This is a genomic window from Paenibacillus sp. FSL P4-0127, from assembly GCF_038007325.1.
Taxonomy (GTDB): Bacteria; Bacillota; Bacilli; order Paenibacillales; family Paenibacillaceae; genus Fontibacillus; species Fontibacillus macerans.
In genome coordinates this window covers 3,892,938-3,915,913 of sequence record NZ_JBBOWY010000001.1, presented here as the reverse complement: position 1 = coordinate 3,915,913, position 22,976 = coordinate 3,892,938, and the positions used below count along the sequence as shown (strand labels likewise).

Below are 22,976 nucleotides of genomic sequence, written 5' to 3'. Positions count from 1 at the left end.
TGTAGACGTGTGAGACCTCACTGTTGGCCTCGCATTTTGTGAACATTCTGTTTCAGAGTCATGTCAATTTTATGTCTCCACCGGACAAAAAGCAAGCGTTTTCTCGACTTTTTCGTATAGTAGTTTTCGATTAATTCGATCTCGCAATTGGATGGATTAAAGCGCTTTCTCGCCTTTGGGCAGCCAGGCCCGCAGGAACGCGGCCGCATGGCCGTACAACCATCCGCGGACAAGCTCCTCCGGGTAATATTTCAGCAATGTTTCCTGCCATTGGGCGTAATGTCCGGCATGCCGCAGATCGCTCAAATGCGATTCGATGCCGTCGAAGTCGGAGCCGAACATGATCGTCCCCGCTCCCCCAAGCGAGCAAATCCGGTCCAGATGCGGCAAAATATCCCGGCTCGAAACGTTTCGGCCCTCTTTGACGAACCAGGGAACAAAGGTGATTCCGATCCGTCCGCGGAGTCGGACGATCTCCTTGATCTGATCGTCGCGCAAATTCCGCGCATGCCCGCAGACGCTATAAGCATTCGAATGCGAAGCGATAAAAGGTTTTCCCGCCCGATCGGCCAGCTCCGCCAGTTCCCAAAACCCCTTGACCGACAAATGCGATACGTCGAGGATAATTCCAAGTTCATGGCAGGCCTTGACCAACTCCAGGCCTTGCGGCGTAAACCCGCGGCCTTTGGGCTCCATTATGCCGTCGGCCGCCCAATTGGCATGATTCCACGTAATGCCGAGAAACCGAACCCCGCGCTCATAGCATATTCGCAGATAATGCAGGTTGCCTTCCAGCCCGTCGGCTCCTTCCAGCGACAGAAAGCCGCCGATTCCGCCTTTCCGCTCCAATGCCTCAAACTCTTCCGCCGTACGGATCTCGGACACGCCTAGGGTTTTTATTTTTTGCCGAAACAGGTCAAGCTGCCCCAGGACATGCTCCATTTTCGGTGTCCCCAAACGTTCGGAAAGAAAAATCGCAAAGCACTGCAGGGCAACGCCCCCGTCCTTCATTCGCCGCAAATTGACGTCCAGCCGTTCATCGCTGGCAAAATCAAGCGCCGGGTCAAGCATCATTTTGCTTAAAGCATCGCAATGAAAGTCAATCACCGGATATTTCAAAGCGGATTCCTCCTGTCCCATTTTCTGAAAATAACAAAAAAACCTGTCTACGTCGGGTTACGTCGTAAACAGGCATCATGTCATCATAACTCTCATTTATCTGGGTTCTACGATAAGTTTAATAGCGGTACGGTCCTCACCATCGATCACGATGTCGGTAAATGCCGGAATGCAAATGAGGTCTACACCGCTTGGCGCGACAAATCCCCGGGCGATCGCTACAGCTTTAATGGCTTGGTTTAGTGCACCAGCCCCAATGGCTTGAAGTTCAGCAGCGCCGCGTTCTCTAAGAACTCCAGCTAACGCCCCGGCAACGGAGTTGGGGTTGGATTTTGCTGAAACTTTTAATACTTCCATGGTCAAGTACCTCCCTGGGAATAATCGGTTGATTCCACTACTTAGAACATATTCGTGAGAGCTCAAATAATTCCTTCTTTTTCCCTTGCTGTACTTTGGGAGGCCTTGATCGGCCGGTTTCAATCCATCCGCCACTCGTCTTCGAGCAAACGGATTTTTTCGATTTTCAGCGCCCGGCCGGTCGCTTCGTCCAGTTCCACGAACACGGCGTGAAAATGCCATTTGCCTTCGCATACTTGAAACCGGACCGGCAGTTGGGTGGTAAATTTCCGCAGCACGGCCGTCCGCTCCATGCCGAGAATCCCTTCCCGGGAGCCGACCATGCCGGCATCCGTCAAATAAGCGGTGCCTTGGGGCAAAATCGTGTCGTCGTTGCTTTGCACATGCGTGTGCGTGCCGACCACCAAAGAAGCGCGGCCGTCCAAATACCAGCCCATGGCGATCTTCTCCGAAGTGGCTTCGGCATGGAAATCGACCAGAATGCATTTGTGCTTCTTGGACAACTGCCCGATGATTTCGTCCGCCTTGCGGAACGGATCGTCCAGCGGCGGCAAAAACGTGCGGCCCATCAGGTTTACGACCGCCAGCTCCTTGCCGCCCGCCTTGATGACCATCGAGCCCCGGCCCGGCGTGCCCGGGGGATAATTGGCCGGACGAATCATCCGCGGCTCCTCGTCTATAAAATCGAAAATCTCTTTATTGTCCCACGTATGGTTGCCCATCGTTAATCCGTGAATGCCCTGCTCAAAAAATTCCTTGGCGATATTGGCGTTGATTCCCCGGCCGGCCGCCGCGTTTTCGCCGTTGGCGATAATGATGTGCGGATTGTACTTGGACTTCAGATGAGGCAGCGTCGCCTTCAACGCCTTTCGCCCCGTATTCCCTACGATATCTCCGATAAACAGAACTTTAATAATGCTCCCTCCTTAGGCATGACTACCCCTATGCAGCATCCGGCGTTCGCCATCTTGCGATAAAATCTCCGAATGCCTTGCGCAACGCAAGCCGCGTTGTCAAGCAATGAAAAAGCGGCCCCCCCAGGGGGCCACTTTTCAGCATATCCTTTACTTGGCGTATTCAACCGCCCGCGTTTCGCGGATGACGGTAACTTTGATATGACCCGGATAATCCAGCTCACTTTCAATCTTCTTGGTAATGTCTCTCGCCAAGCGGAACGCTTCCGCATCGTCGATCTTATCAGGCTGCACCATCACGCGAACCTCGCGGCCCGCCTGAATGGCAAACGATTTCTCGACGCCTTCGAACGACTCGGAAATCTCTTCGAGTTTCTCCAAACGGCGAATGTACGTTTCCAGCGTCTCGCGCCGCGCCCCCGGTCTTGCCGCCGACAAAGCGTCTGCGGCGCCAACCAGCATGGCGATGACGGAAGTCGCTTCGCAATCGCCGTGGTGAGAGGCAATACTGTTGATGACCACCGGATGTTCCTTGTATTTCTTAGCCAGTTCCACGCCGATTTCGACATGAGATCCTTCCACTTCATGATCAAGCGCTTTACCTATATCATGCAACAAGCCCGCCCGTTTGGCCAGCGCGATATCTTCGCCGAGTTCTCCGGCCATCAATCCGGCCAGGTACGCAACCTCCATCGAGTGCTTCAGCACGTTTTGACCGTAGCTTGTCCGGAACTTGAGGCGTCCCAGGATTTTGATCAAATCGGGATGAAGAGCATGCACGCCGACCTCGAAGGTAGCCTGTTCGCCATATTCGCGAATGCGTTCGTCCACTTCCCGGCGCGACTTCTCGACCATCTCTTCGATGCGCGCCGGGTGAATCCGTCCGTCCGCCACCAGTTTCTCCAGCGCGGTGCGGGCAATTTCGCGGCGTATCGGATCAAAGCCCGACAGAATCACCGCTTCCGGCGTATCGTCGATAATGAGATCAATTCCCGTCAACGTTTCGAGCGCACGAATATTACGTCCTTCGCGTCCGATAATCCGTCCCTTCATCTCTTCGTTCGGCAGGGTCACGACGGACACCGTCGTTTCCGCCACATGGTCGGCAGCGCAGCGTTGGATCGCCAGCGTGATGATTTCGCGGGATTTCTTGTCCGCTTCCTCCTTCGCCTGCTGTTCGATGTCCTTGATCATCTGTGCCGTCTCGTGGCGGACTTCCTGCTCAACGTTGTTCAAAATAATCGTGCGAGCATCTTCCATCGTCAGATTGGAGATGCGTTCCAATTCTTGAACCTGATTTTTGTAAATCAACTCGATTTGCTGCTGGGTTTCTTCGATCCGTTTCTCCTTGCTGACCACTTGCTCTTCTTTACGTTCAAGCGATTCTAATTTTTTATCCAGCGACTCTTCTTTTTGCAACAATCGTCTTTCTTGTCGTTGAATTTCATTCCGACGTTCACGAATGTCTTTATCAGCTTCGGTTCTTAGCTTATGGACTTCATCTTTCGCTTCCAGAACCGTTTCCTTTTTCAGTGCCTCTGCTTCCTTTCTCGCGTTTTCCAAGATTTGGCTTGCAGCGTGTTCCGCACTGGAAATTTTAGCTTCTGCAAGAGATTTGCGAATAAAATACCCGATCACGAACCCAAAGAATAAAGCGGCTGCAACGAGAACGAACCAGATTACAGGATTCATCTGTTCACCTCCCCGTTGTTTCCTCCAAGGCATTCCTTGGGATGTTTGCAGTTGTTAGTTACTTTTCTCATTCATCATTCGTACTAAGAATACATGACATGCCCATTCAGTTCAGCTGGTTCATGCTTATGCATGACGGTTCCGCAGAAAATACGGAAGTATCGGCCTCATGATTGGAGAACAAGAATCACATTCGGAGCCCATAATTTTGGAAGGAAAAAAAGGGACTTCAGCGATATGGATTCAAGTATCATTTTATTATTTGATGAAAGAAATTGTCAAGCAAATGACAAGAGTTCCCTCCCGTTCCGGTCTTGTCCGGCTATTCCGCGTCCCACTCGTCTTCAGCGCTCATTCCGTCTTCGCGGCCGAGCTCCCGAAGCACTTTTGAGACGATTTTTCCGGAAAAACCTCTGCGCTGCAAAAAAGCTCCTGTCTTGCGTTTTTTATCTAACGGTTCGCCGGAAGTACCGCGCCATTTCTTGGCCCCCAGCAGCATCGCGCTCGCGAATTCGTCGTCTTCGCTGACTTCGCCCAGCGCGTCCTCGATCAGAGGCTTGGAGACCCCTTTCTGGCGCAGTTCGTGGCGCACCCATAGTTTTCCCTTCCCCCGCAGTTTCACCCGCTGTGCAGCCCATTCCTGCGCATATGCGGCGTCATCGAGATAACCTTCGGCTTGCAGCCGGCCGATAACATCGTTTATCGTTTCCTCTCCCCAGCCTTTTTCCTTTAGGCGCATGGAGATTTCATACGCGGTCCGCGGCTTCCGGCTCAAATACGTCTGAGCGTCCGCATACCCCTGCTGCCGCTCATCCGCCGAAACGATCTCCTCCAGCTCCGCTTTGGTGAAAACCGCCCCTTTGATCATGCGGTATTTGATCATGACATCCTCATGAACCTCAAACGCGTACGCTCCGAAAAAAATCCGGTACCGATGTTTCGGCCGCTTCAGCACCTGCACCGAAGTAATGACCAGCTCCGCGTCTTCCGGAAAAGCGGATAATCCGGATTCCTTCACTTGGACGGAGTCCTCTACCTGGACGGAATCCTGCACTTGCCTGGATCCCTCCACTTGTCTGGATCCTTCCAGTTGTCTGAATCCCTTTCGGTCAGGCGTCCGCAATCTTTCCTGCCAAAACATCTCATCGGATATGTCAACGATATCGTGCCCGCCGCTTTGATCTTTTCCACGGCTTTTCTCCCATTGATTCAACTGCGTTCCTCCTGTGTCACACCCGGACCGGACTGGTACCAGGTGTAGATTCGGCTTTGTGTGTCCAAAAAAATACGCCGCTCGATAAAACTATAAGAAAACCTGCAAACCCAGGCTGCCTGGTATACTCCAGCGAAAAACACAAGAGTAAAAAATGGCGTTATTCCGGCGATTTCCGTCCATTTGAGGGAAATAGAGACAATTTATGTCGTTATTTTCTCGAGTCGCCAGGAAATCCTCACGTTCTGGGCCATTCATAGAAAAATAAGTACAAAAAATGCCGCTAATGAGGATGAACATGCCTGACTCAGGATAATAAGCACATAAAGTGCCGCTATTTTGAATGCCGACGCTCTGTCGTTCCAGTAGCCAGCTGTCAACACGGATTTTTAGGTCAAGCTGTATTTTTACCGTTTTCGGCCAACCGCCCCCAAACTGCAAAAGCGCCCTGCCCCGGCTATTTACCGACGGGGTCAGAGCGCTTCATGGCTGCTGCCTTATTCATCTCCGAAAAGCGCTTGCTCCTCTTGGAGTTCCATTTCCAGTTCGCTTGGCGACGCAGGAGCAACCGCAGTGGTCAAATTGCTCGATTCCCGGATTTTTTGTTCAATCGAATTGGCGATTTCCGTATGCTCTTTCAAGAACTGTTTCGCGTTCTCCCGGCCTTGACCGAGGCGTTCGCCCGCGAACGAATACCATGCACCGCTCTTATCCACGATATCCAATTCCACGCCGATGTCGATGATGCTGCCCTCTTTGGAAATACCTTCGCCGTACATAATGTCGATTTCGGCTTGTTTGAACGGCGGAGCGACTTTATTCTTCACGACTTTAATCCGCGTCCGGTTTCCGACCATATCGTTGCCCATCTTGATCGTTTCCACGCGGCGAACGTCCAGACGGATCGTCGAATAGAATTTCAAGGCCCGTCCACCCGGCGTTGTCTCCGGATTCCCGAACATTACGCCGACTTTCTCGCGAAGCTGGTTAATGAAGATCGCGATCGTTTTCGATTTGCTGATCGCCCCCGACAGCTTCCGCAGCGCTTGAGACATCAAGCGGGCTTGCAAACCGACGTGGGAATCCCCCATCTCGCCTTCGATTTCCGCCTTAGGTACGAGCGCGGCAACAGAGTCGATAACGATGATGTCAACCGCACCGCTGCGCACGAGCGCTTCGGCGATTTCCAACGCTTGTTCGCCCGTATCCGGCTGGGACAAAAGCAACTCGTCGATGTTTACGCCAAGCTTGCTTGCATAGGAAGGATCCAGAGCATGTTCCGCGTCGATAAATGCGGCTTGTCCGCCGATTTTCTGAACTTCCGCAATCGCGTGCAGCGCTACCGTCGTCTTACCCGAAGACTCCGGTCCGTACACTTCAATAATACGGCCGCGGGGCAATCCCCCGGTACCCAAAGCAATATCCAAAGCGATCGATCCGCTTGGGACGATCTCCACTTGCATGTGCGTCGACTCGCCCAGTTTCATGATCGAACCTTTACCGAATTGTTTTTCTATTTGCCGAAGCGCCATTTCCAGCGCAGCTTTACGATCTGACAATCAGCTCACATCCTTAAATGAGATAATAACACGATTACTTCCAACGTCTATAATTGTACCTTGTTTTGGAATGTTTGCCAAGCACTTTTTCGAACATATATTCGCGTAAATTTTCAACCCTCTCAAACCGGGATCTCAACCCTCCCAAACCCTCCCTTACCGTAAGGGAGGGCCCCAAGAGCCTGCTGCCCTTTGGATTCCCTCAAATTGAACTAACGCGGGAGGTTCTGAGGCGCTCCCTTGGCGCTCTCCCTGCGGGATTCGCTTACTTCGTGCTTGGAACGCTTTTCTCCCCTTCGGGGTACGTCTTACTATTGGTGCTCCAGGGCTACCTGAAAACACGCTGCAGGCACTGCTGCTTTCACGTGCACCCGGGTAGCTATGGGGAAGACTGCCGCTTGTCGCCCTTCGGGCACGCTCTGCTTATGGCGCTCCTGCGGGGGTGAACTGCTACGTAAGCTGTTTATTCTGCAATGTTTGTGCTTGCAGCCGCTCTCCCTCCGGGATTCGCTTTACTTTGGCGCAAGGCTTTAGCTTGTTTATCCCTTGCTTGGTGCTCCTATAGTGACTTTTGTGCTTGCAGCCGCTCTCCCTCCGGGATTCGGCTATACTTCGGTGCAGGGCTTTAACTAGTCAATTGATTAGACACAACTAGACATCGACCCAACGTTCGCCAAAACGTACAACTTCGCTCCTCCTCCCAAACAAATTTCCAAACAAAAAAAGAACCGCAGCACAACTGTTCGTTTGCTACGGTTCTTCCGTGTCTTGATTATATGCCAAGCGGCCGAAAAGTGCAAGAAGCATGCTGAGACGGTGAGCATCGTGCGCCATACGACCAGAGCCTCTGCAATCCGGTTGTCCCTTCACCACTCATTGGAAAAATCCAATAGATTGTCGGAACTCGCTCGATTTTTGGAGTTCTCATTGGAAATATCCAATAGATCGCGCTCAAAATCGCCCGTTATGCTCCTGCTGAATCTAATCAATTGGAAATATCCAATCAAACTGCCGGGTTTGCCGCTAAATTTCAATTCTATTGGATAACTCCAATCAGAACGCGGTGTCAATTAAGCTGCGGGAACTCATCGCTCTCACACATGCACATGCACATGCACTAAGCTTACGACTCCATCAACGCTCTCCACAACCGGTACAAAATCGTTTTGGCCGAGCGCATGCGGACGGCATCGCGGTTGCCTTTCAGGTTCAGCTCGTATACGGCCGTATCCCCGCCGCGGCGGGAGATCGCGATATAGACAAGCCCGGCCGGCTTGCGTTCGGAAGCGCCTGGGCCGGCAACGCCGGTGATCGAAAGGCCAAAGTCGGTATCGGCGGTCAGCCGCACCTGCTCAGCCAGCACCCGCGCCGTTTCCGCGCTGACGGCGCCAGGAGCGCCATCGCCTTCGAGCAGTTCATGCGGAACGTTCAGCAGCTTCTCCTTCATCGCGTTGGAATAGCAGACGATGCCGCCCATAAACACGGCCGAGCTCCCCGGAATCGCGGTGATCATCTCCATCAGCAGCCCGCCGGTGCAGCTCTCGGCCGCACTGAGCGTCAGCCCGCGCTGGGCCATCAGCTCCAAAATCTTCTGCTCGATCGGCACATCGACGTTCGCGTACAGATGCTCCGGCAAGCGGGAAGCGATTTCCCGCTCCATAGCACCCAGCTTCTCCATCGCTTCCCGTTCGCTCGCCGCCTTGGTGGAAACGCGGATCGTGACCTCGCCTTCCTTGGCGTAAGGGGCCACGGTCGGGTCCGACTGCTCCTTGATCAAATCGAGCAGCTTCGTCTCCAGCGCCGATTCGCCGATCCCGGCAAACTTGAGCATTTTCGAATAGATCGGCATTTCCTCGGATAGCGCATGCTTCAAAATCCACGGCTTCGCCTGGCGCTCGAACATCGGTTTCATTTCCTTCGGCGGACCGGGCAAAACGATATAAAACTTGCCGCCGGCCGCAACCGCATCCCCAACCGCCAGACCGGTTTCGTTCGGAAGCGGGGTCCCGCCGTCAATCGCCAGCGCCTGGCGGCGGTTGTTTTCCGTCATCAGCACGCCCCTGTCCTTGAAAAAGCGTTCGACATTCGCCATCGCTTCCGGGTCGACATAGAGCGGCCGCCCAAGCACCTCGGCCAGCGCCTCCTTGGTCAAATCGTCTTGCGTCGGCCCGAGCCCCCCGGTAAAAATCAGCAAATCGGCGCGGGCAGCCGCCGTCTCCACCGCTTGGGCAAACCGCTTCCGGTTGTCGCCGACCACCGTCTGAAAATATACGTCAATCCCAAGCGCGGCCAGCTCCTGGGATAAATATTGCGCATTGGTGTTTACGATTTGCCCGAGCAGCAGCTCCGTCCCCACCGCGATAATTTCCGCTTTCATTTGCTTTCACGTCTCCTTCCGGCAATCCAAAACAAGCCTCTGCCTGAGCATTAAATACTTCGCTTCAAAACATATAGCACGCAAAGCATCGCATTCAAAGCATCTCACTCAGAGCATCGCATTCAAAGCATTACACCCCAAGGATCACACTCAATGGATCACACCCCAAGCATCGCACTCAAGGCACTACATTTTCGAAAAAGAAAGCACGCTTTTATTTTTGACGAAATAGTCGATGCCCGAATAAATCGTAATGATCGCCGCCAGCCAGATCGCGATATCGTCAAACGGGATGTTCAGCCAGGCAAACGGGAAATTGTTCAGAAGCAGCACGGTAATCGCGATGATCTGGATGATTGTTTTCGCTTTACCCCATTTGCTGGCGGCGATCACGGAACCTTCGAGCAGCGCTACCTCCCGCAGGCCGGTTACCGCAAATTCGCGCGCGATAATGATGACGGCGATCCAGGCGTTGCATTTGCCAAGCGACACGAGCCCGATCAACACGGTGCCCACCAGCAGCTTGTCGGCAAGCGGGTCGAGCAGTTTGCCCAGATTCGTCACCAGATTGTATTTCCGGGCGATGTATCCGTCGATTCCGTCCGTGCTGGCGGCGACGATGAACAGCACCGCGGCAATCAACTGATGGACCGGCAGCGCGTATGTGCCCGCAACGAGCTCATAAGACAGCCAGCCCGCATCCAGCAGCAAAAAAAGCAGCATCACCGGAATCATAAAAATACGCGTCAGTGTAATGCGGTTGGGCAAATTCACAGGACAGCCTCCCCGGTTAAATCATATTCAAATGCGTGCGTAATCCGCACTTTGGCAATATCGCCGATATTCCCGGAGCAGTTCGTCACGAACACTTCCCCGTCGATTTCGGGCGCGTCGAATTGCGAGCGCCCCACATAAACGTCGCTCCGCCCATCGTAGCGCTCCACAAGGACATCCAGCACTTTGCCGATGTATTTGCCGCTGTTTTCGTTCGCCACGGTGCGCTGAATCTCCATCAACGTATTGGCCCGCCATTCCTTGACGTCCTCGGCGACCTGATCCGGCAGCCGCGAAGCCGGCGTATCCTCTTCCTGCGAGTATGTAAACACGCCCAGCCGGTCGAATTTGATCTCCCGGACGAAATCGCATAGCCGCTCGAAATCTTCCTCGGTTTCGCCCGGGAATCCCACGATCAGCGACGTGCGCAAAGAAACGTCCGGGATGCGGGAGCGGATTTTGGCGATCAGTTCGCGGATATCCCGGTTGCGTCCGGGGCGCCGCATTCTTTTCAGGATCGCGTCCTCGCTATGCTGCAGCGGCATATCCACGTATTTGCAAATCTTCGGATTGGACGCGATCATATCGATCAATTCATCCGTAAAAAAGCCCGGATACGCATAATGCAGCCGCACCCATTCCACACCGTCCACCCGGCTGACGCGGTCCAGCAGCTCAGGCAGTTTATAGTCCCCGTACAGATCGGTGCCGTAATTGGTGGAATCCTGGGCGATCAGGCTGAATTCCTTGACCCCTTGCGCAGCCATGCCTTTGACTTCCTCCACGATCGATTCGATGGAACGGCTGCGGAATTTGCCCCGCATCAGCGGGATGCTGCAGAAGGTGCAGTTGTTGTCGCAGCCCTCGGCGATTTTCACATACGCCGTATAACGGGCCGTCGACAGCTTGCGCGGCAGCACCTGCTCGTAGTTGAACACCGGATTGCCTACATATACCGGCTTCTTGCCCTTCACCGCCTCATCGACGATCTGCGTGATGTTATGGAAATCGCCCGTTCCGACGATTCCGTCGATCTCCGGCATTTCCTCCATGAGCGCTTGTTTGTAGCGCTGCGTCAGACACCCCGACACGATCAGCGCCTTTAATTTTCCGCTTTCTTTAAGCTCGGCCAGCTCCAGAATCGTGTTTACCGACTCTTCTTTGGCGGCGTCGATAAAACCGCACGTATTGACGATGATGACCGTGGCGTCATCGCGGTCGTCCACCAAGGAATAGCCGCGCCGGTCGATCAGCCCCGACATGATTTCGGAGTCAACCAAGTTTTTCTCGCAGCCAAGTGTAACGATTTTCACCTTTTCAGTCATGACGATTTCCCCCATAATTCAAGCCGTGATTGTTCATCGATTGAACAGCCTCTACAAGTATAATATTCGGAAAAGGCGGCTGTCAAAAATATGAAAAGGGTCTCAAGCAGGCGCGGGAAGCGCCGCAGGAGACCTTTCCGGAGTCATTTAAAGTTCGTAAACTGCAAATCGAGCGACAAATCGGCTTTGCGCAACAGCTGAATGATTTGCTGCAAATCGTCCTTGCTTTTGCCGGTGACGCGGATTTGATCGCCCTGGATTTGGCTTTTAACCTTCAGCTTGGAGTCGCGGATCAGCACGTTGATTTTCTTCGCGTTCTCCTGGTCGATGCCCTGTTTCAAGCTGATGCGCTGCCGCACCGTACCCATCGAAGCGGGCTCCACTTTGCCGTAATCCAAATTTTTGATCGGCAGCCCGCGCTTGATCATTTTGGATTGCAGGATATCGATCACGGCGCCGAGCTTATACTCATCGTCCGCCACGATCACCAGCACGTCCTTTTCCAGTTTAAGTTCGCTTTTGCTTCCTTTAAAATCAAAGCGGCTGGCGATCTCCCGTTCCGTCTGATCGATCGCATTGTTTAATTCCTGCATGTCCATTTTCGAGACGATATCAAATGAACTTTCCGAAGCCATACTTCACGTTCCTTTCTGGTTCCCAATCTTTTCTTCTATCACTCATTATATGTAATAGTTTTCCCGAAGTCGAGCCAACCCGCCATTTCCGAGCTGTTTCCAAGCCATAACCGCGGCGGGTAAAAGATGCGAAAAAGGCGAGATCCAAACCCTTGTCAGGTCCAAATCCCGCCTTTAACAGAGGCCCAAGCGGACAAAGCCGATCCTTACTGCCCGCTTGTTCCGTTTCCGCTCTCGACGCTCTCGACATTGTCTCCGGATGTATCTCCGCCTGCGCCGGCGTCGCCCGCGGAACCGGTATCCGCACCGGTGCCGTCATCCAGGGTAAGCAAAATCCGCGAGGTTGCTTTGCCGTCTTCCACCGTTTGCCCGGCTACCGTAATCGCCGTTTTGTTGGAAGCCCCCGACAAAATAAACAGTCCCTCCGGCGCGATATCATACGTCAGCACATCGCCGTCGGACGTTTTGCCGAAGTAAAGCTTGTCGCCCTTTCTGCCGCCTTTGCGAACCTCGACCCAGCTTTCGCCGGAAGCCGTAATGACAGCCTGCACCGGCTGGCCGCCGGCATTTTGCACCTTGAACTTCGTGGTGCTGCCCTCTTTGCCGTCGGGAACGACTACGATGTCTTGCGGACTGGCCGTTCCGCCGGTGTTATCGGTACCCGTCCCACCGTTAGCGCCCGTGCCAGCACCGGTATTTGCCCCCGTTCCGGCATTGCTCCCTGTTCCGGCATTTCCCGTGTTGCTGCCGCCGTTCACGGCGTCGCCCGTGCCGGTTTGATTGTTTCCGGGGCCGCTTTGTCCGCCGTTTTTGGCGTTCCCCGATCCGTTCGTCCCTTGTCCTTCCGCTTGCGTGGCCGGCGTTACCGGCGTCGGGTCCGGCTTCTCTCCGGCCGACTGGTTCGTTTTCCCCCAAATCGTAAAATACATGTAAATGACGATCAGGATCAGCACGGCAAAAGACCACATCAGCGTGGTGGAGAGCCACTTCGAATTGCGCTCGGCGTGCTGGCGGCTGCGGCGTTTTTGTATCACGGGCTCCATCGTTTGCTCCGGTACGGCATCAGGCACGTTCTGTCGGTGCTCGGCGAGGAGTTCATCCGCATCCACGCCCACCGTTTCGGCATACGTCTTAATAAAAGCCCGGACGTAGAAACTCCCGGGAAGCACTTTATAATCTCCCGACTCGATGGCTTCCAGATATCGTTTGCGAATTTTCGTCATTTCCTGTATGTCATCTAACGACAAACCTTTGGCAAGGCGGGCTTCCTTCAACTTCTGGCCCAATTCCGACATGACCATCACCTCCTGTGTTTATTGGTTATGCTTTATCGAATTACACATCGTCCGTGTAAATCGTCGTAAACGTATCATAAACGATTTGCTCCTCAGGATTGTTACGCAATTCGATAATAATATCAAAATTGTCATAACTGTATTCGGATTCCTTGACGAAAACATCCGGATGCTCGATCACCTTCGTGGAAGGCATCGACATCAATTCCTGGAGCAGCTGATGATGTTTCTCGTTCGAACGCAACGTACTGATAATACCGTCGATGATAAAAACATTGTGCGGATTCATTTCATCCTCCGACAGCTGGCTCCTTACCGTTTGGCGCAGCAGCGTGGAGGACACAAACGTCCAGCGCTTCATCGAACAGACGCTGCCGGCGATAATCGATTCCGTCTTGCCGACGCGCGGCATCCCCCGAAGACCAATGACCTGATGGCCCTCCCGCTTGAAAATTTCGCCGAGAAAGTCCACCAAAATCCCAAGTTCGTCGCGCGTAAAGCGAAACGTCTTCTTATCGTCGGAATCGCGGTCGATGTACCTTCCGTGCCTTACGGCCAGCAGATCGACAAGCCGCGGACAGCGCAGCGCCGTAACGGTGATGCTGTCCACCTTGCTGAGCATTTTGCTGACCTGGTCGATCTTTCCGTCGTCATCGCTTTCCAGCAGCAGCCCCCTGGTTTTGCCTTCGACACCGTTGATCGTCAAAATGTTGATTTCCAGCATCCCCAGCATCGAGGCGATATCGCCCAATAGTCCCGGGCGGTTTTTATGTATTTTGTACTCCAAATACCATTGTTTTAATTCCATCCGAAGACACCTTCTCTATCCTACTCACCCATTTTCGACAAAATAACCTTGAATCCTTCTTACGGCTTCAAAAAGTTTAGTACCCTTTCCTTAGCCCGACAATAATCATATGTGTTTTATGATATATAAAATGAAAATGAAAGGCAAGCAGCTGGCGGAAAATGGCTGAAAAGCTCCCATAACGCGGGAGCTTTTCAAGCAAAAACTATGAGTTTTTCTTCGCCAGCTTTACCATCAGGCGAGCGATCGTTTTGCGCTCGTCTTCGCTGCCTACTTCCCAAATCTCTTTGAGTACCCGGTTGGAATCGTTTTGCGGATCGACCTTATCTTCGAGAAATCCGCCGATTTCATAAGCCAGGTTGGTGATCGCTTCTTCGCTGAATCCCGCTTTTTCCGCATGCTCCACACGGTCGCCCAAAAACTTCTTCCATGTATCAAAATTTTTGAGTACGGTTGACATCCTTAAATCCTCCTTTGCTTGGCGATTTAAAATCAACAGTCGTAATATGTGAAGTTTGCGCGGGTTTTATGCGCTCCTGACGGGCAAAGCGAAAGACTCCCCCGGGCCCGACCGGAAATTTTCAGGTAATCCAGCCCCCGTTGGGGCTGATGATTTGACCGGTGATGTAGCCCGATTCCGGCAGGGCGAGAAAATAAATAAGGGAAGAAATTTCCTGCGGGGAGGCGAGCCTTCCAGCGGGAATTTCTTCCTCCAGCTGCTTTAGTTCCCCCTCGTCGAAACGTTCCATCATTTCGGTCCGGACGGCTCCCGGGGCTACCGCGTTTACCGTCACCCCGGACGGAGCAAGCTCCTTGGCCAGCGCTTTCGTAAAAGCGTTGACCCCGCCTTTGGCGGCGGAATAAACCGTTTCACAGGAGCCGCCGGAAATGCCCCATACGGAGGATACGTTGATGATCCGCCCGAAGCGCTGCCGGATCATGTAGGGCATAAACAGCTGGCTGCACATAAAAACGCTTTTCAAATTGACGTTCATCACGTCGTCCCATTCCTCTTCGGTAACGTCCGAAAGCAGCCCGTAATGGGAAATCCCCGCATTGTTGACGAGAATGTCGGGATGCAGCCCGTAATGGTCCAGCCGTTCCTTCATGCGCAAAATCTGCTCCTTGCTGCGCAGATCGGCCGCCACCGTATAGGCTTTGCCCCCAACCTCCAGACATCTGCGGGCCACCTCATTCGCCGCTTCAAGCGAGTTCCTATAGTGAATAACCACGTTCATGCCCACCGCCGCAAACCGCAGCGCCGTATCCGCGCCGATCCCCCGGCTTGCTCCGGTAATGAGTACGGTCATGTCCGCAATGTTTTTTCCAATCCCATGCTCTTCGTTCATGTTACGGGCTCACCACGACCGACACGGCCATCTGCTCCCAGTTCAAGTGCTCGCTCAGCCGGGCGTTCACTTCGTCCAGCGTCATCGATTCGTACATCGGCAGCACCGCAAACAGATCGCTGCCCCGGAAGCGGAAGCGCGTGAATTCGTGGGCGATATTTTCCGGGGAGTTAAGCATCCGCAGGTAGCCGCCGATTTTTTTCTTCCGCGCCCGTTCAAAATCTTCCCCGCGGAAACCTGCGGCCAGCACAGCCTTCGCTTCCTCTTTGATCACCGCCAGCATCCGGTCCGGGTCGGGCGTGTCCCCGCCGATCGCCGAAAACGCGTAATTCGGATTGCTGTTGTACTCATGCCCGAAGCTGTCGGAAATCAAATCCATGTCATACAGCTTCTGATACAACTTCGTGCTGGGCCCAAGCAGCAGATCGAGCGCGAGTTTCGTCGTCAAATCCCGGCGCAGCAAAGCTTCACCGGTCAACCCAAGATCCGTTTCCTTGAATCCGAACAGGCATTTCGGCAGCGATACCGGCAGCCGCGACTCCCGCCGCTGCTCATGAACTTCGCGGGGCTCGGGGTCAAACAACCGCTCGATCGCGCCTTGCTTGCCGTACTGCTTCTTCGCCTGATTATTCCGAACCAGCGTAATCACCTCTTCCGGATCCACCCCGCCAACGACGAACAGAAGCATATTGCTGGGGTGGTAAAACGCGTTGTAGCACGTGTACAGCGTCTCCTTCGTAATCGTGCCGATCGATTCGACCGTACCGGCGATGTCGATGTGAACGGGATGCACCTTGTACATCGCTTCGATCAGGCCGAAATAAACCCGCCAATCGGGATTGTCGCGGTACATGCCGATTTCCTGGCCGATGATGCCTTTTTCCTTCTCGACGTTCTGGTCGGTGAAATACGGATGCTGCACGAAATTGATCAGCGTTTCCAGATTAAGCGCGATGTTTTCGGTCGCGGAGAACAGGTACACGGTCTGATCAAAGCTGGTAAAAGCGTTGGCCGAAGCCCCATGGGAAGCAAACGTGGCGAAAATGTCGCCCTCCGGCTCCTCGAACATTTTATGCTCCAAAAAATGGGCGATCCCGTCCGGAACGGAAATCTCCTCCTGACCCTCGACCCGGAAATGGTTGTCGATCGAACCGTATTTTGTGGCAAACGTGGCGTATGTCTTTTGAAAACCCGGTTTCGGCAGCACATACACCTGAAGCCCGTTATCCATCGTTTCGCGGTATAACGTTTCCTGCAAAGCATCATAGCGAAGCGTTTCCAAGCGGCTAAACCTCCTTTTTACCTGTCAAAAAGTAAATCGTATCAAGCTGCACCGTTTCCGCCGCCTGCACAACGTCCCCGGGGGTTACCCGCTCTACCTGGCGCAGCAACTCTTCGGCCGGACGGTCCTTGCCGGACAGCACCCGGTTGAAATCGTAGGCGATCATTTCGAAGGCCGAGTCCTGCATTTCCAGCAGGCTGTTGCGGATCATCGCTTTGGTCTGCGACATCTCCAGCTCGCTGATCTCCCCCGACCGCAAGCTGGCCAGCTGGGCCTGAATAATCTCCAGCGCTTTGTCGTAGTTTTCGATTTCGATTCCCGATTGAATCGCCACGATCCCCTTGTGCCCATCGAACCGGGAAGCGGCGTAATAAGCCAGGCTGGCTTTTTCCCGCACGTTCATGAACAGCTTCGAATGCGGGTAACTGCCCAAAATGCCGTTATACACCAAAGCGGCCGCGTAGCGGTCGTCCCCGTACGTAATCGGCGTGCGCAAACCGAGATTCAATTTGCCCTGATTGACGTCGAGCGCCTCTTTGACGGTGCGCACTTCCGCGGTCTTCATTTCGACGTGCTCCGGCTTATATTCCGGGGAAGCCGTCCGGTTTAAGCTGAACTGCCTTGCGACCAGCTCCTCCACTTCGGCAAGCGATGTGTCTCCCACCACGTACAGGTCCAAATTCGCCTGCTGCAGCCAGTTCTGATAAGCGGCAAAAAGCGACTGCGGCGTGATGCCGTCAAGATCGGCGCGTTCCCCAAGCGGGTGCAGCCGGTACGGATCGTTCTTAAACATCTCCTCCATGCAGCGCTCGGCCGCATAGCGGATTTTATCGTTGATGATCCCTTCCAGCTTTTTGCGTACGGATTCGCGTTCCGAAGCCACATAAGACGAACGGAAAACTCCGTTCTCCGTGGCCGGTTTCGTGACGACTTCGCCGAGAAAAGCGAACGTTTGACCGAGCAGCGAATCGTCGCTTTGCACGAAAGAATCGTTGATCGTATCCATGCGGAACTGGACAATCTGGTAATTGCCCCGTTTATAGACGTCAAAGCCGAAGCCGGCGCCATACAGATGCTCGAGCTGTTCCCGGAACAACGTCGTTTCGGGATAAGACGCGGTGCCCCGCCGCAGCACAAAAGGGGTCAGCGCCGTAGTCGTAACCGTTTGCTCGCCCAGCGGCAAACCTGCGTAGAGAGAAACGGCAAATGTTTTGAATCGGGTTGTAGGCAGCACGTGAATGCGGATTTGGCCCACGCTGCCGCGCTCAAATACCGTTTTGTTCAAAACCAAAACTCCTTTGCGAGTAGACTTTTTGAATAGCGCGTTCATTTCCTGCGTTCCATTCTATACCAATCCAAAGGAAAGAAGCAACCTGACACCAGCGGCTGCTCCTTCATCCAAATCATATTTACATGCAAAAAATATGTTCCCCGATCGTTTTCACCTGCGGGCGGGACCAGATCCATTTGGAGGTTGCCGTTCTCGGGTTGAAATAATAGATGCAGCCGCCGGTCGGATCCCAGCCGTTCAACGCTTGCTGCACAGCTTTGCGGGCCGTCTCGTTAGGCTCCAGCCAGATTTGCCCGTCAGCCACTGCGGTAAAAGCGCCCGGTTGAAAAATGACGCCGGAAACGGTATTAGGGAAGCTCGGCGATTTGACCCGGTTCAAAATCACCGCGGCGACCGCCACCTGCCCTTCGAACGGCTCGCCCCGGGACTCCCCGTAAACGGCGTTGGCCATAATGCGCAGATCGTTTTCGCTTAAGCCCATGCTGTTGGAAGGGGCCAGATTATCCGAATTGTTTTTCGCGGCTTCGGTATTTTGCTTGTTTCCGGTATTCGTCTGCTGGTTTCCGGCGTTCGTCTGCTGGTTTCCCTGGTCCGCGTTGACGTATTCCATGCCAGGCTTCCAATCTTTGGTGGCATTATATAACTTAAGCTTGGTTTTTGGCCCGGCCAACCCGTCCGCCTTCATCCCGAACTCCGATTGGAACCATTTCAGCGCATCGCGGGTTTTCGGACCGAAATAGCTGTCCAGCTTTCCGTGGTAAAAACCGAGAAAAGCAAGCCGGCCCTGCAATTCGTATACGTCTTTGCCGAAAGCCCCGTAATCGATGACTTGCTCGCTGAATACGGCCTTGGCTTTGTCCGGAGCCTCCTTGTTCTCGACGTCAAGCGAATGCCGGAGTACGTTGGCCCCGTAACCGATTCCCAACAAAAGCAGCACTAAACCGGCGGCAAACCATATCTTAGTTTTATTCATACGTTTAGCTCTACCTTTCTTTAGTGGATTAACAAGGATGGGTAACTTTAGTATGACAAGCGGACTCCCTTCCTATGCACCCTAAAGTTTCAAGGCCTGGCTCGCCGGATACGGCCGAAAAAAAGGGAAGAACATCCCTTGACCGCAAAGGTCATGAAGATATTCTTCCCATTTTGTATTGCTCTATGGACATAAGCACCTCGCGCGGTTTGCTTCCCTCGTACGGACCGACGATCCCCCGCGCCTCCATGGAATCGATCAGCCGCGCCGCCCGGGTATATCCGACGCGCATGCGGCGCTGGAGCAGCGATACCGAGGCCTGCTTGGCTTCCAGCACGATTTGCACGGCTTGATCGTACAGCTCGTCCAATTCTTCCTCCGGTTCCTGGACCTCATCGTCGACTTCCGGAACAAGGCTTTCGTCATATTCCGCTTGCCCCTGGGCGCGAACGTAATTCACGATCGTCTCCACTTCCTGGTCGCTCATGAACGCCCCCTGCACCCGGGTCGGCTTCGAAGCCCCCATCGGCATATACAGCATGTCACCGCGGCCAAGCAGTTTCTCCGCGCCGGCCATGTCGAGAATCGTCCGCGAGTCGACCTGGGACGAAACGCCAAAGGCGATCCGCGACGGAATGTTCGCTTTGATCACCCCGGTGATGACGTCGACCGACGGCCGCTGCGTGGCGATGATCAGATGGATGCCGGCGGCCCGGGCCATTTGCGCCAGGCGGGCAATCGCATCCTCCACATCGCTTGCGGCGACCATCATGAGGTCGGCAAGCTCGTCCACAATGACGACGATATACGGGAGGATCGCCTCCGGATTGTCCTTCATCATCTGATTGTACCCTTCCACATTGCGGGCCCCCGATTTGGAGAACAGCTCGTACCGCTTCTCCATTTCGACGACGATCTTCTTCAGCGCCAGCGAGGCTCTTCGCGGATCGGTGACGACGGGCGTGAGCAAATGCGGAATCCCGTTGTATACGTTCAGTTCGACCATTTTCGGGTCGACCATCATAAACTTAACTTCATCCGGCTTGGCTTTGAACAAAATGCTCGTGATGATGCCGTTGATGCAGACGGATTTCCCCGAACCCGTCGCCCCCGCGACGAGCAAATGGGGCATCTTCGCCAGATTGCCGACGATCGTCTGCCCGGAAATGTCGCGGCCGAAAGCGATCGACAGCTTGGATTCGGCCTCCATAAACGTCGGCGTCTCCATCACTTCGCGCATCGTCACCAGCGAAACCTCGTTGTTCGGCACCTCGATGCCGATCGCGGATTTGCCCGGAATCGGGGCTTCCATGCGGATGTCTTTGGCGGCCAAAGCCAGAGCGATATCATCCGTCAAATTGACGATCCGGCTAACCTTGACCCCGATGTCCGGCTGAATTTCGTAGCGGGTCACCGCCGGACCGCGGACGACTTCAAGCACCCTTGCCCTTACGCCAAAGCTCTCCAGCGTAGCCTCCAGCTTGCGGGCCGTCTGCATATAATCGGCCTGGTCGCCGGATTTGCCGGCCCCCGCCGGCTTGGCCAACAGCCGGAAAGGCGGAAGCTTGTACGGTTTCGGGGCCGGTTTCGGCGGGGCCGCCGGCACTTCCGCCGCCGCTTCGGAGCCGTCATTCGGAACTCCAGCCGCGGCGCCGTCGGCGCCCTCCTCACCTGACGCTCCGCTTCCCGGCGGCATATCCGGCTCTCCGTCCGCAGCGCCGCGCAGGTCATCCGCAACCCCGGATTCGCCCCGCCCCCCGTAGGCAGCGTCCGCATCATCCGCGGCCGTATATAATGGACTCTCGTTCTCGTCTTCGTCCTCCCGGTCACCCAGCCCTTCCCGCTGAATATGGTCGAAGAAATCGCGGATGATCGGCCCGGTATCCGCCGCGGTCTCGCCGCTGCCGTGCGGTACGCCCACGGAGCCGCCGTCCGCTCCGCGGCCGGTGTAATCCAGTTCGTTCCAGTTAATGCTTGCTACCGGGGATTCATTGTAATCGTCGGCTTCGTCATCCGGGCCGAAAGGTTCCGGCACTTCCGCGGCCGGTTCTTTGGAACGTCCCTTATACCCGAGCAGTTGAAAGAACACCGGCTTTTTTCGCGGCTTTGCGGAAGGTTCGGGCAGCTCCTCCTCTTCCGACTCGCCGGCATCATACGCCGCATCATATTCCGTAACGGCGGGAATCTTCGGCTCGGGCCGTCTCCCTTTGCCCCGCACCGGCACCGGGCGGAGCAGCCGCATTTTTCTGCCGAAGCTTTCGCTGAGCCCGCCCAATTTGGAGCGGAGCAAGCGAAACAGGTCGACGTACGACAGCCCTGTTACCAGCATGAAGCTGATCGCCAGCATCACGATCATAATCAGCTTGGCCCCGGCCATGCCGAACAAGGAATACAGCAGGACGAATTCCAGCGCGCCGATATAACCGCCGCTGATGTCCATGCCGAGCAGGCTGAATCCGGCGTCGCCCGCAGCCGTCTGAAACAATGCTCCCTGCAGATCGCGTTGGATTTGTCCGAAAATATTGCCCGCGGATAAAGAAACGGCCGGAACAAGCTTGTGCTGCACCGCCGAAATCGTGCTCATCAGCGAAAAGGCCAGCACCGCAAGCAGCAGCCCGCTGCGCCGCGAATTCCACCGGGACGGCCATTTCCGGTTGATCATAACGGCCAGGCCTATGTAGATGCCGATCAAAGGGATCACAAAATAAAACTTGCCGAGGATCAGCGCGGACATTTTCGATAACGTTCTTCCCACCGCCGCTTCCCCGGACAAGGCAATAACCGATAAAGTGATCAGGATGATTCCGTAGATTTCATATTTGAGCATGCTGCCGAGGGCAGCCTTCTTTTTCTTCCGTTTGCGTGCCAAACGAAAACACCCCCTAGATGAATATTATACCATATTCACCAAAGGGGGGCCTAGCTTTACGAACCTGCTAACTTTTGCAATGGTTATTTCAGCAGTGCGGGATAAAAGGTGATTTGCTTGCCCGGAGCGAAATCCGGATTTAAGTAATCTTCCAGGTTGCAGCGGAGCAGCCTCACGATCGTCGCCCGGTTTCCCGGCTCAAGCCGGACCTGCATCAGGACGCCGCCCAGCTCGATCTCACCGTAAGACTCCTCATGTTCCTCTTGTTCCCAGTAGATTCCATCAGGCAATATGGTATAATGGGTCACTGCGTGATCCCTCCCGCCGTTTTCTCACTGCGGCGCGATTCGATCAGCGAATTCAGCTTGCTCAAGCCTTCGCCGATCCCGCCGATCGCATCGATGAGACCGTATTTCACCGCATCGGTGCCGCCCACCGCGGTGCCGATGTCCCGGTTAAGCTCTCCGGTTTTGAACATGAGCTCCTTAAACTGCTGCTCCGAGATACGCGAGTGGGTGGTGACAAACCGCACCACTCTTTCCTGCATTTTTTCGATATATTCGAAGGTCTGCGGAACGCCGATGACAAGGCCGGTCATGCGGATCGGATGGATCGTCATCGTGGCGCTTTCGGCGATCAGCGAATAATCCGAAGCCACGGCGATGGGGACGCCGATGCTGTGTCCTCCCCCGATAACGACGGTGACGGTCGGCTTCGACAACGATGCGATCATTTCGGCGATCGCCAGCCCCGCCTCTACGTCGCCGCCCACCGTATTTAAAATGATGAGCAGGCCTTCAATCCGCGGGTTTTGCTCGGCAGCTACCAGCTGCGGGATCAAATGCTCGTATTTCGTCGTTTTATTTTGCGGCGGCAGCACCAAATGGCCTTCGATTTGCCCGATGATCGTCAGGCAATACACATTCGACTCGCCCGGAGTAGGCACGGCCGTTTGTCCCAGTTGCTGAATGACGTCGGGCACGGTAGGTTCTTTTTTTTCGGAATCCGGTTGTTGGTTCGGAGGCAGTTCCGCATTTTCGCGGAGATCGGGCGTTTTGCTGGAATCCTTGTTCATCGCTATAGCCATCCTTTCGGTTTTAAGCATACAACTAGTATGCCGACAACCTTCGCTGGTCTATGCAAA

At 54.4% G+C, this 22,976-nt stretch carries 21 protein-coding genes; all 21 read right to left on the bottom strand.

Annotated features, from left to right (window positions below):
* Positions 1-156: 156 nt before the first annotated feature.
* The 21 genes from NYE74_RS17665 to NYE74_RS17565 all read right to left on the bottom strand — a co-directional run bounded on the left by NYE74_RS17665 (position 157) and on the right by NYE74_RS17565 (position 22,907).
* Complete coding sequence (locus tag NYE74_RS17665; RefSeq protein ID WP_213511145.1) at positions 157-1,119, bottom strand: dipeptidase; 963 nt, start codon at positions 1,117-1,119, stop codon at positions 157-159.
* A 96-nt stretch (positions 1,120-1,215) separates the two neighbouring features.
* Positions 1,216-1,476, bottom strand: coding sequence for a stage V sporulation protein S (locus tag NYE74_RS17660; RefSeq protein WP_006286829.1), 261 nt, complete (start codon positions 1,474-1,476; stop codon positions 1,216-1,218).
* Positions 1,477-1,595: 119 nt separating this feature from the next.
* Positions 1,596-2,390 carry a TIGR00282 family metallophosphoesterase gene (locus NYE74_RS17655; RefSeq protein WP_036622393.1) on the bottom strand — a complete coding sequence of 265 codons (795 nt, stop codon included), beginning with the start codon at positions 2,388-2,390 and terminating at the stop codon, positions 1,596-1,598.
* A gap of 150 nt (positions 2,391-2,540) precedes the next feature.
* On the bottom strand, positions 2,541-4,082 hold the full coding sequence (gene rny, locus NYE74_RS17650) for a ribonuclease Y (RefSeq protein WP_036622391.1): 1,542 nt from the start codon (positions 4,080-4,082) through the stop codon (positions 2,541-2,543).
* A gap of 322 nt (positions 4,083-4,404) precedes the next feature.
* Positions 4,405-5,295, bottom strand: a complete 891-nt coding sequence (locus NYE74_RS17645) for a regulatory protein RecX (RefSeq protein WP_240534124.1) — start codon at positions 5,293-5,295, stop codon at positions 4,405-4,407.
* 90 nt (positions 5,296-5,385) lie between these two features.
* A complete protein-coding gene (locus tag NYE74_RS17640) occupies positions 5,386-5,736 on the bottom strand; it encodes a hypothetical protein (protein WP_124332740.1) in 351 nt (116 codons plus the stop codon).
* Positions 5,737-5,792: 56 nt separating this feature from the next.
* On the bottom strand, positions 5,793-6,854 hold the full coding sequence (recA, locus tag NYE74_RS17635; protein WP_036622389.1) for a recombinase RecA: 1,062 nt from the start codon (positions 6,852-6,854) through the stop codon (positions 5,793-5,795).
* 1,123 nt (positions 6,855-7,977) lie between these two features.
* Positions 7,978-9,231 (bottom strand): competence/damage-inducible protein A, encoded by a 1,254-nt coding sequence (locus NYE74_RS17630; RefSeq protein ID WP_341005037.1) that lies wholly within the window; start codon positions 9,229-9,231, stop codon positions 7,978-7,980.
* Positions 9,232-9,417: 186 nt separating this feature from the next.
* A complete protein-coding gene (gene pgsA / locus NYE74_RS17625) occupies positions 9,418-10,005 on the bottom strand; it encodes a CDP-diacylglycerol--glycerol-3-phosphate 3-phosphatidyltransferase (protein WP_036622385.1) in 588 nt (195 codons plus the stop codon).
* Entirely contained in the window at positions 10,002-11,330 is a 1,329-nt protein-coding gene (gene rimO / locus NYE74_RS17620; RefSeq protein WP_036622383.1) for a 30S ribosomal protein S12 methylthiotransferase RimO, read from the bottom strand. The genes pgsA and rimO overlap by 4 nt, the downstream gene beginning before the upstream one ends.
* A gap of 143 nt (positions 11,331-11,473) precedes the next feature.
* The gene (locus NYE74_RS17615) at positions 11,474-11,965 is read right to left on the bottom strand and encodes a YajQ family cyclic di-GMP-binding protein (RefSeq protein WP_036622381.1); all 492 of its coding nucleotides are present in this window, start codon (positions 11,963-11,965) and stop codon (positions 11,474-11,476) included.
* 206 nt (positions 11,966-12,171) lie between these two features.
* A complete protein-coding gene (locus tag NYE74_RS17610; protein ID WP_341005036.1) occupies positions 12,172-13,260 on the bottom strand; it encodes a RodZ domain-containing protein in 1,089 nt (362 codons plus the stop codon).
* 40 nt (positions 13,261-13,300) lie between these two features.
* On the bottom strand, positions 13,301-14,068 hold the full coding sequence (locus NYE74_RS17605) for a DUF3388 domain-containing protein (protein ID WP_036622378.1): 768 nt from the start codon (positions 14,066-14,068) through the stop codon (positions 13,301-13,303).
* 205 nt (positions 14,069-14,273) lie between these two features.
* Positions 14,274-14,528 (bottom strand): DUF3243 domain-containing protein, encoded by a 255-nt coding sequence (locus tag NYE74_RS17600; protein ID WP_036622376.1) that lies wholly within the window; start codon positions 14,526-14,528, stop codon positions 14,274-14,276.
* Positions 14,529-14,649: 121 nt separating this feature from the next.
* Entirely contained in the window at positions 14,650-15,417 is a 768-nt protein-coding gene (ymfI, locus tag NYE74_RS17595) for an elongation factor P 5-aminopentanone reductase (protein WP_340927901.1), read from the bottom strand.
* A 1-nt stretch (position 15,418) separates the two neighbouring features.
* Positions 15,419-16,699 (bottom strand): EF-P 5-aminopentanol modification-associated protein YfmH, encoded by a 1,281-nt coding sequence (gene yfmH / locus NYE74_RS17590; RefSeq protein WP_341005035.1) that lies wholly within the window; start codon positions 16,697-16,699, stop codon positions 15,419-15,421.
* Positions 16,700-16,703: 4 nt separating this feature from the next.
* Positions 16,704-17,984 carry an EF-P 5-aminopentanol modification-associated protein YfmF gene (yfmF, locus tag NYE74_RS17585; protein ID WP_341005034.1) on the bottom strand — a complete coding sequence of 427 codons (1,281 nt, stop codon included), beginning with the start codon at positions 17,982-17,984 and terminating at the stop codon, positions 16,704-16,706.
* Positions 17,985-18,108: 124 nt separating this feature from the next.
* Positions 18,109-18,963 carry a spore cortex-lytic enzyme gene (sleB, locus tag NYE74_RS17580; protein ID WP_036622368.1) on the bottom strand — a complete coding sequence of 285 codons (855 nt, stop codon included), beginning with the start codon at positions 18,961-18,963 and terminating at the stop codon, positions 18,109-18,111.
* 151 nt (positions 18,964-19,114) lie between these two features.
* On the bottom strand, positions 19,115-21,832 hold the full coding sequence (locus tag NYE74_RS17575; RefSeq protein WP_036622367.1) for an FtsK/SpoIIIE family DNA translocase: 2,718 nt from the start codon (positions 21,830-21,832) through the stop codon (positions 19,115-19,117).
* Between the two features lie 83 nt (positions 21,833-21,915).
* The gene (locus NYE74_RS17570; protein WP_036622365.1) at positions 21,916-22,140 is read right to left on the bottom strand and encodes a YlzJ-like family protein; all 225 of its coding nucleotides are present in this window, start codon (positions 22,138-22,140) and stop codon (positions 21,916-21,918) included.
* Positions 22,137-22,907 carry a ClpP family protease gene (locus NYE74_RS17565; RefSeq protein ID WP_036622364.1) on the bottom strand — a complete coding sequence of 257 codons (771 nt, stop codon included), beginning with the start codon at positions 22,905-22,907 and terminating at the stop codon, positions 22,137-22,139. Before NYE74_RS17565 ends, NYE74_RS17570 begins: the two co-directional genes overlap by 4 nt.
* Positions 22,908-22,976 lie beyond the last annotated feature (69 nt).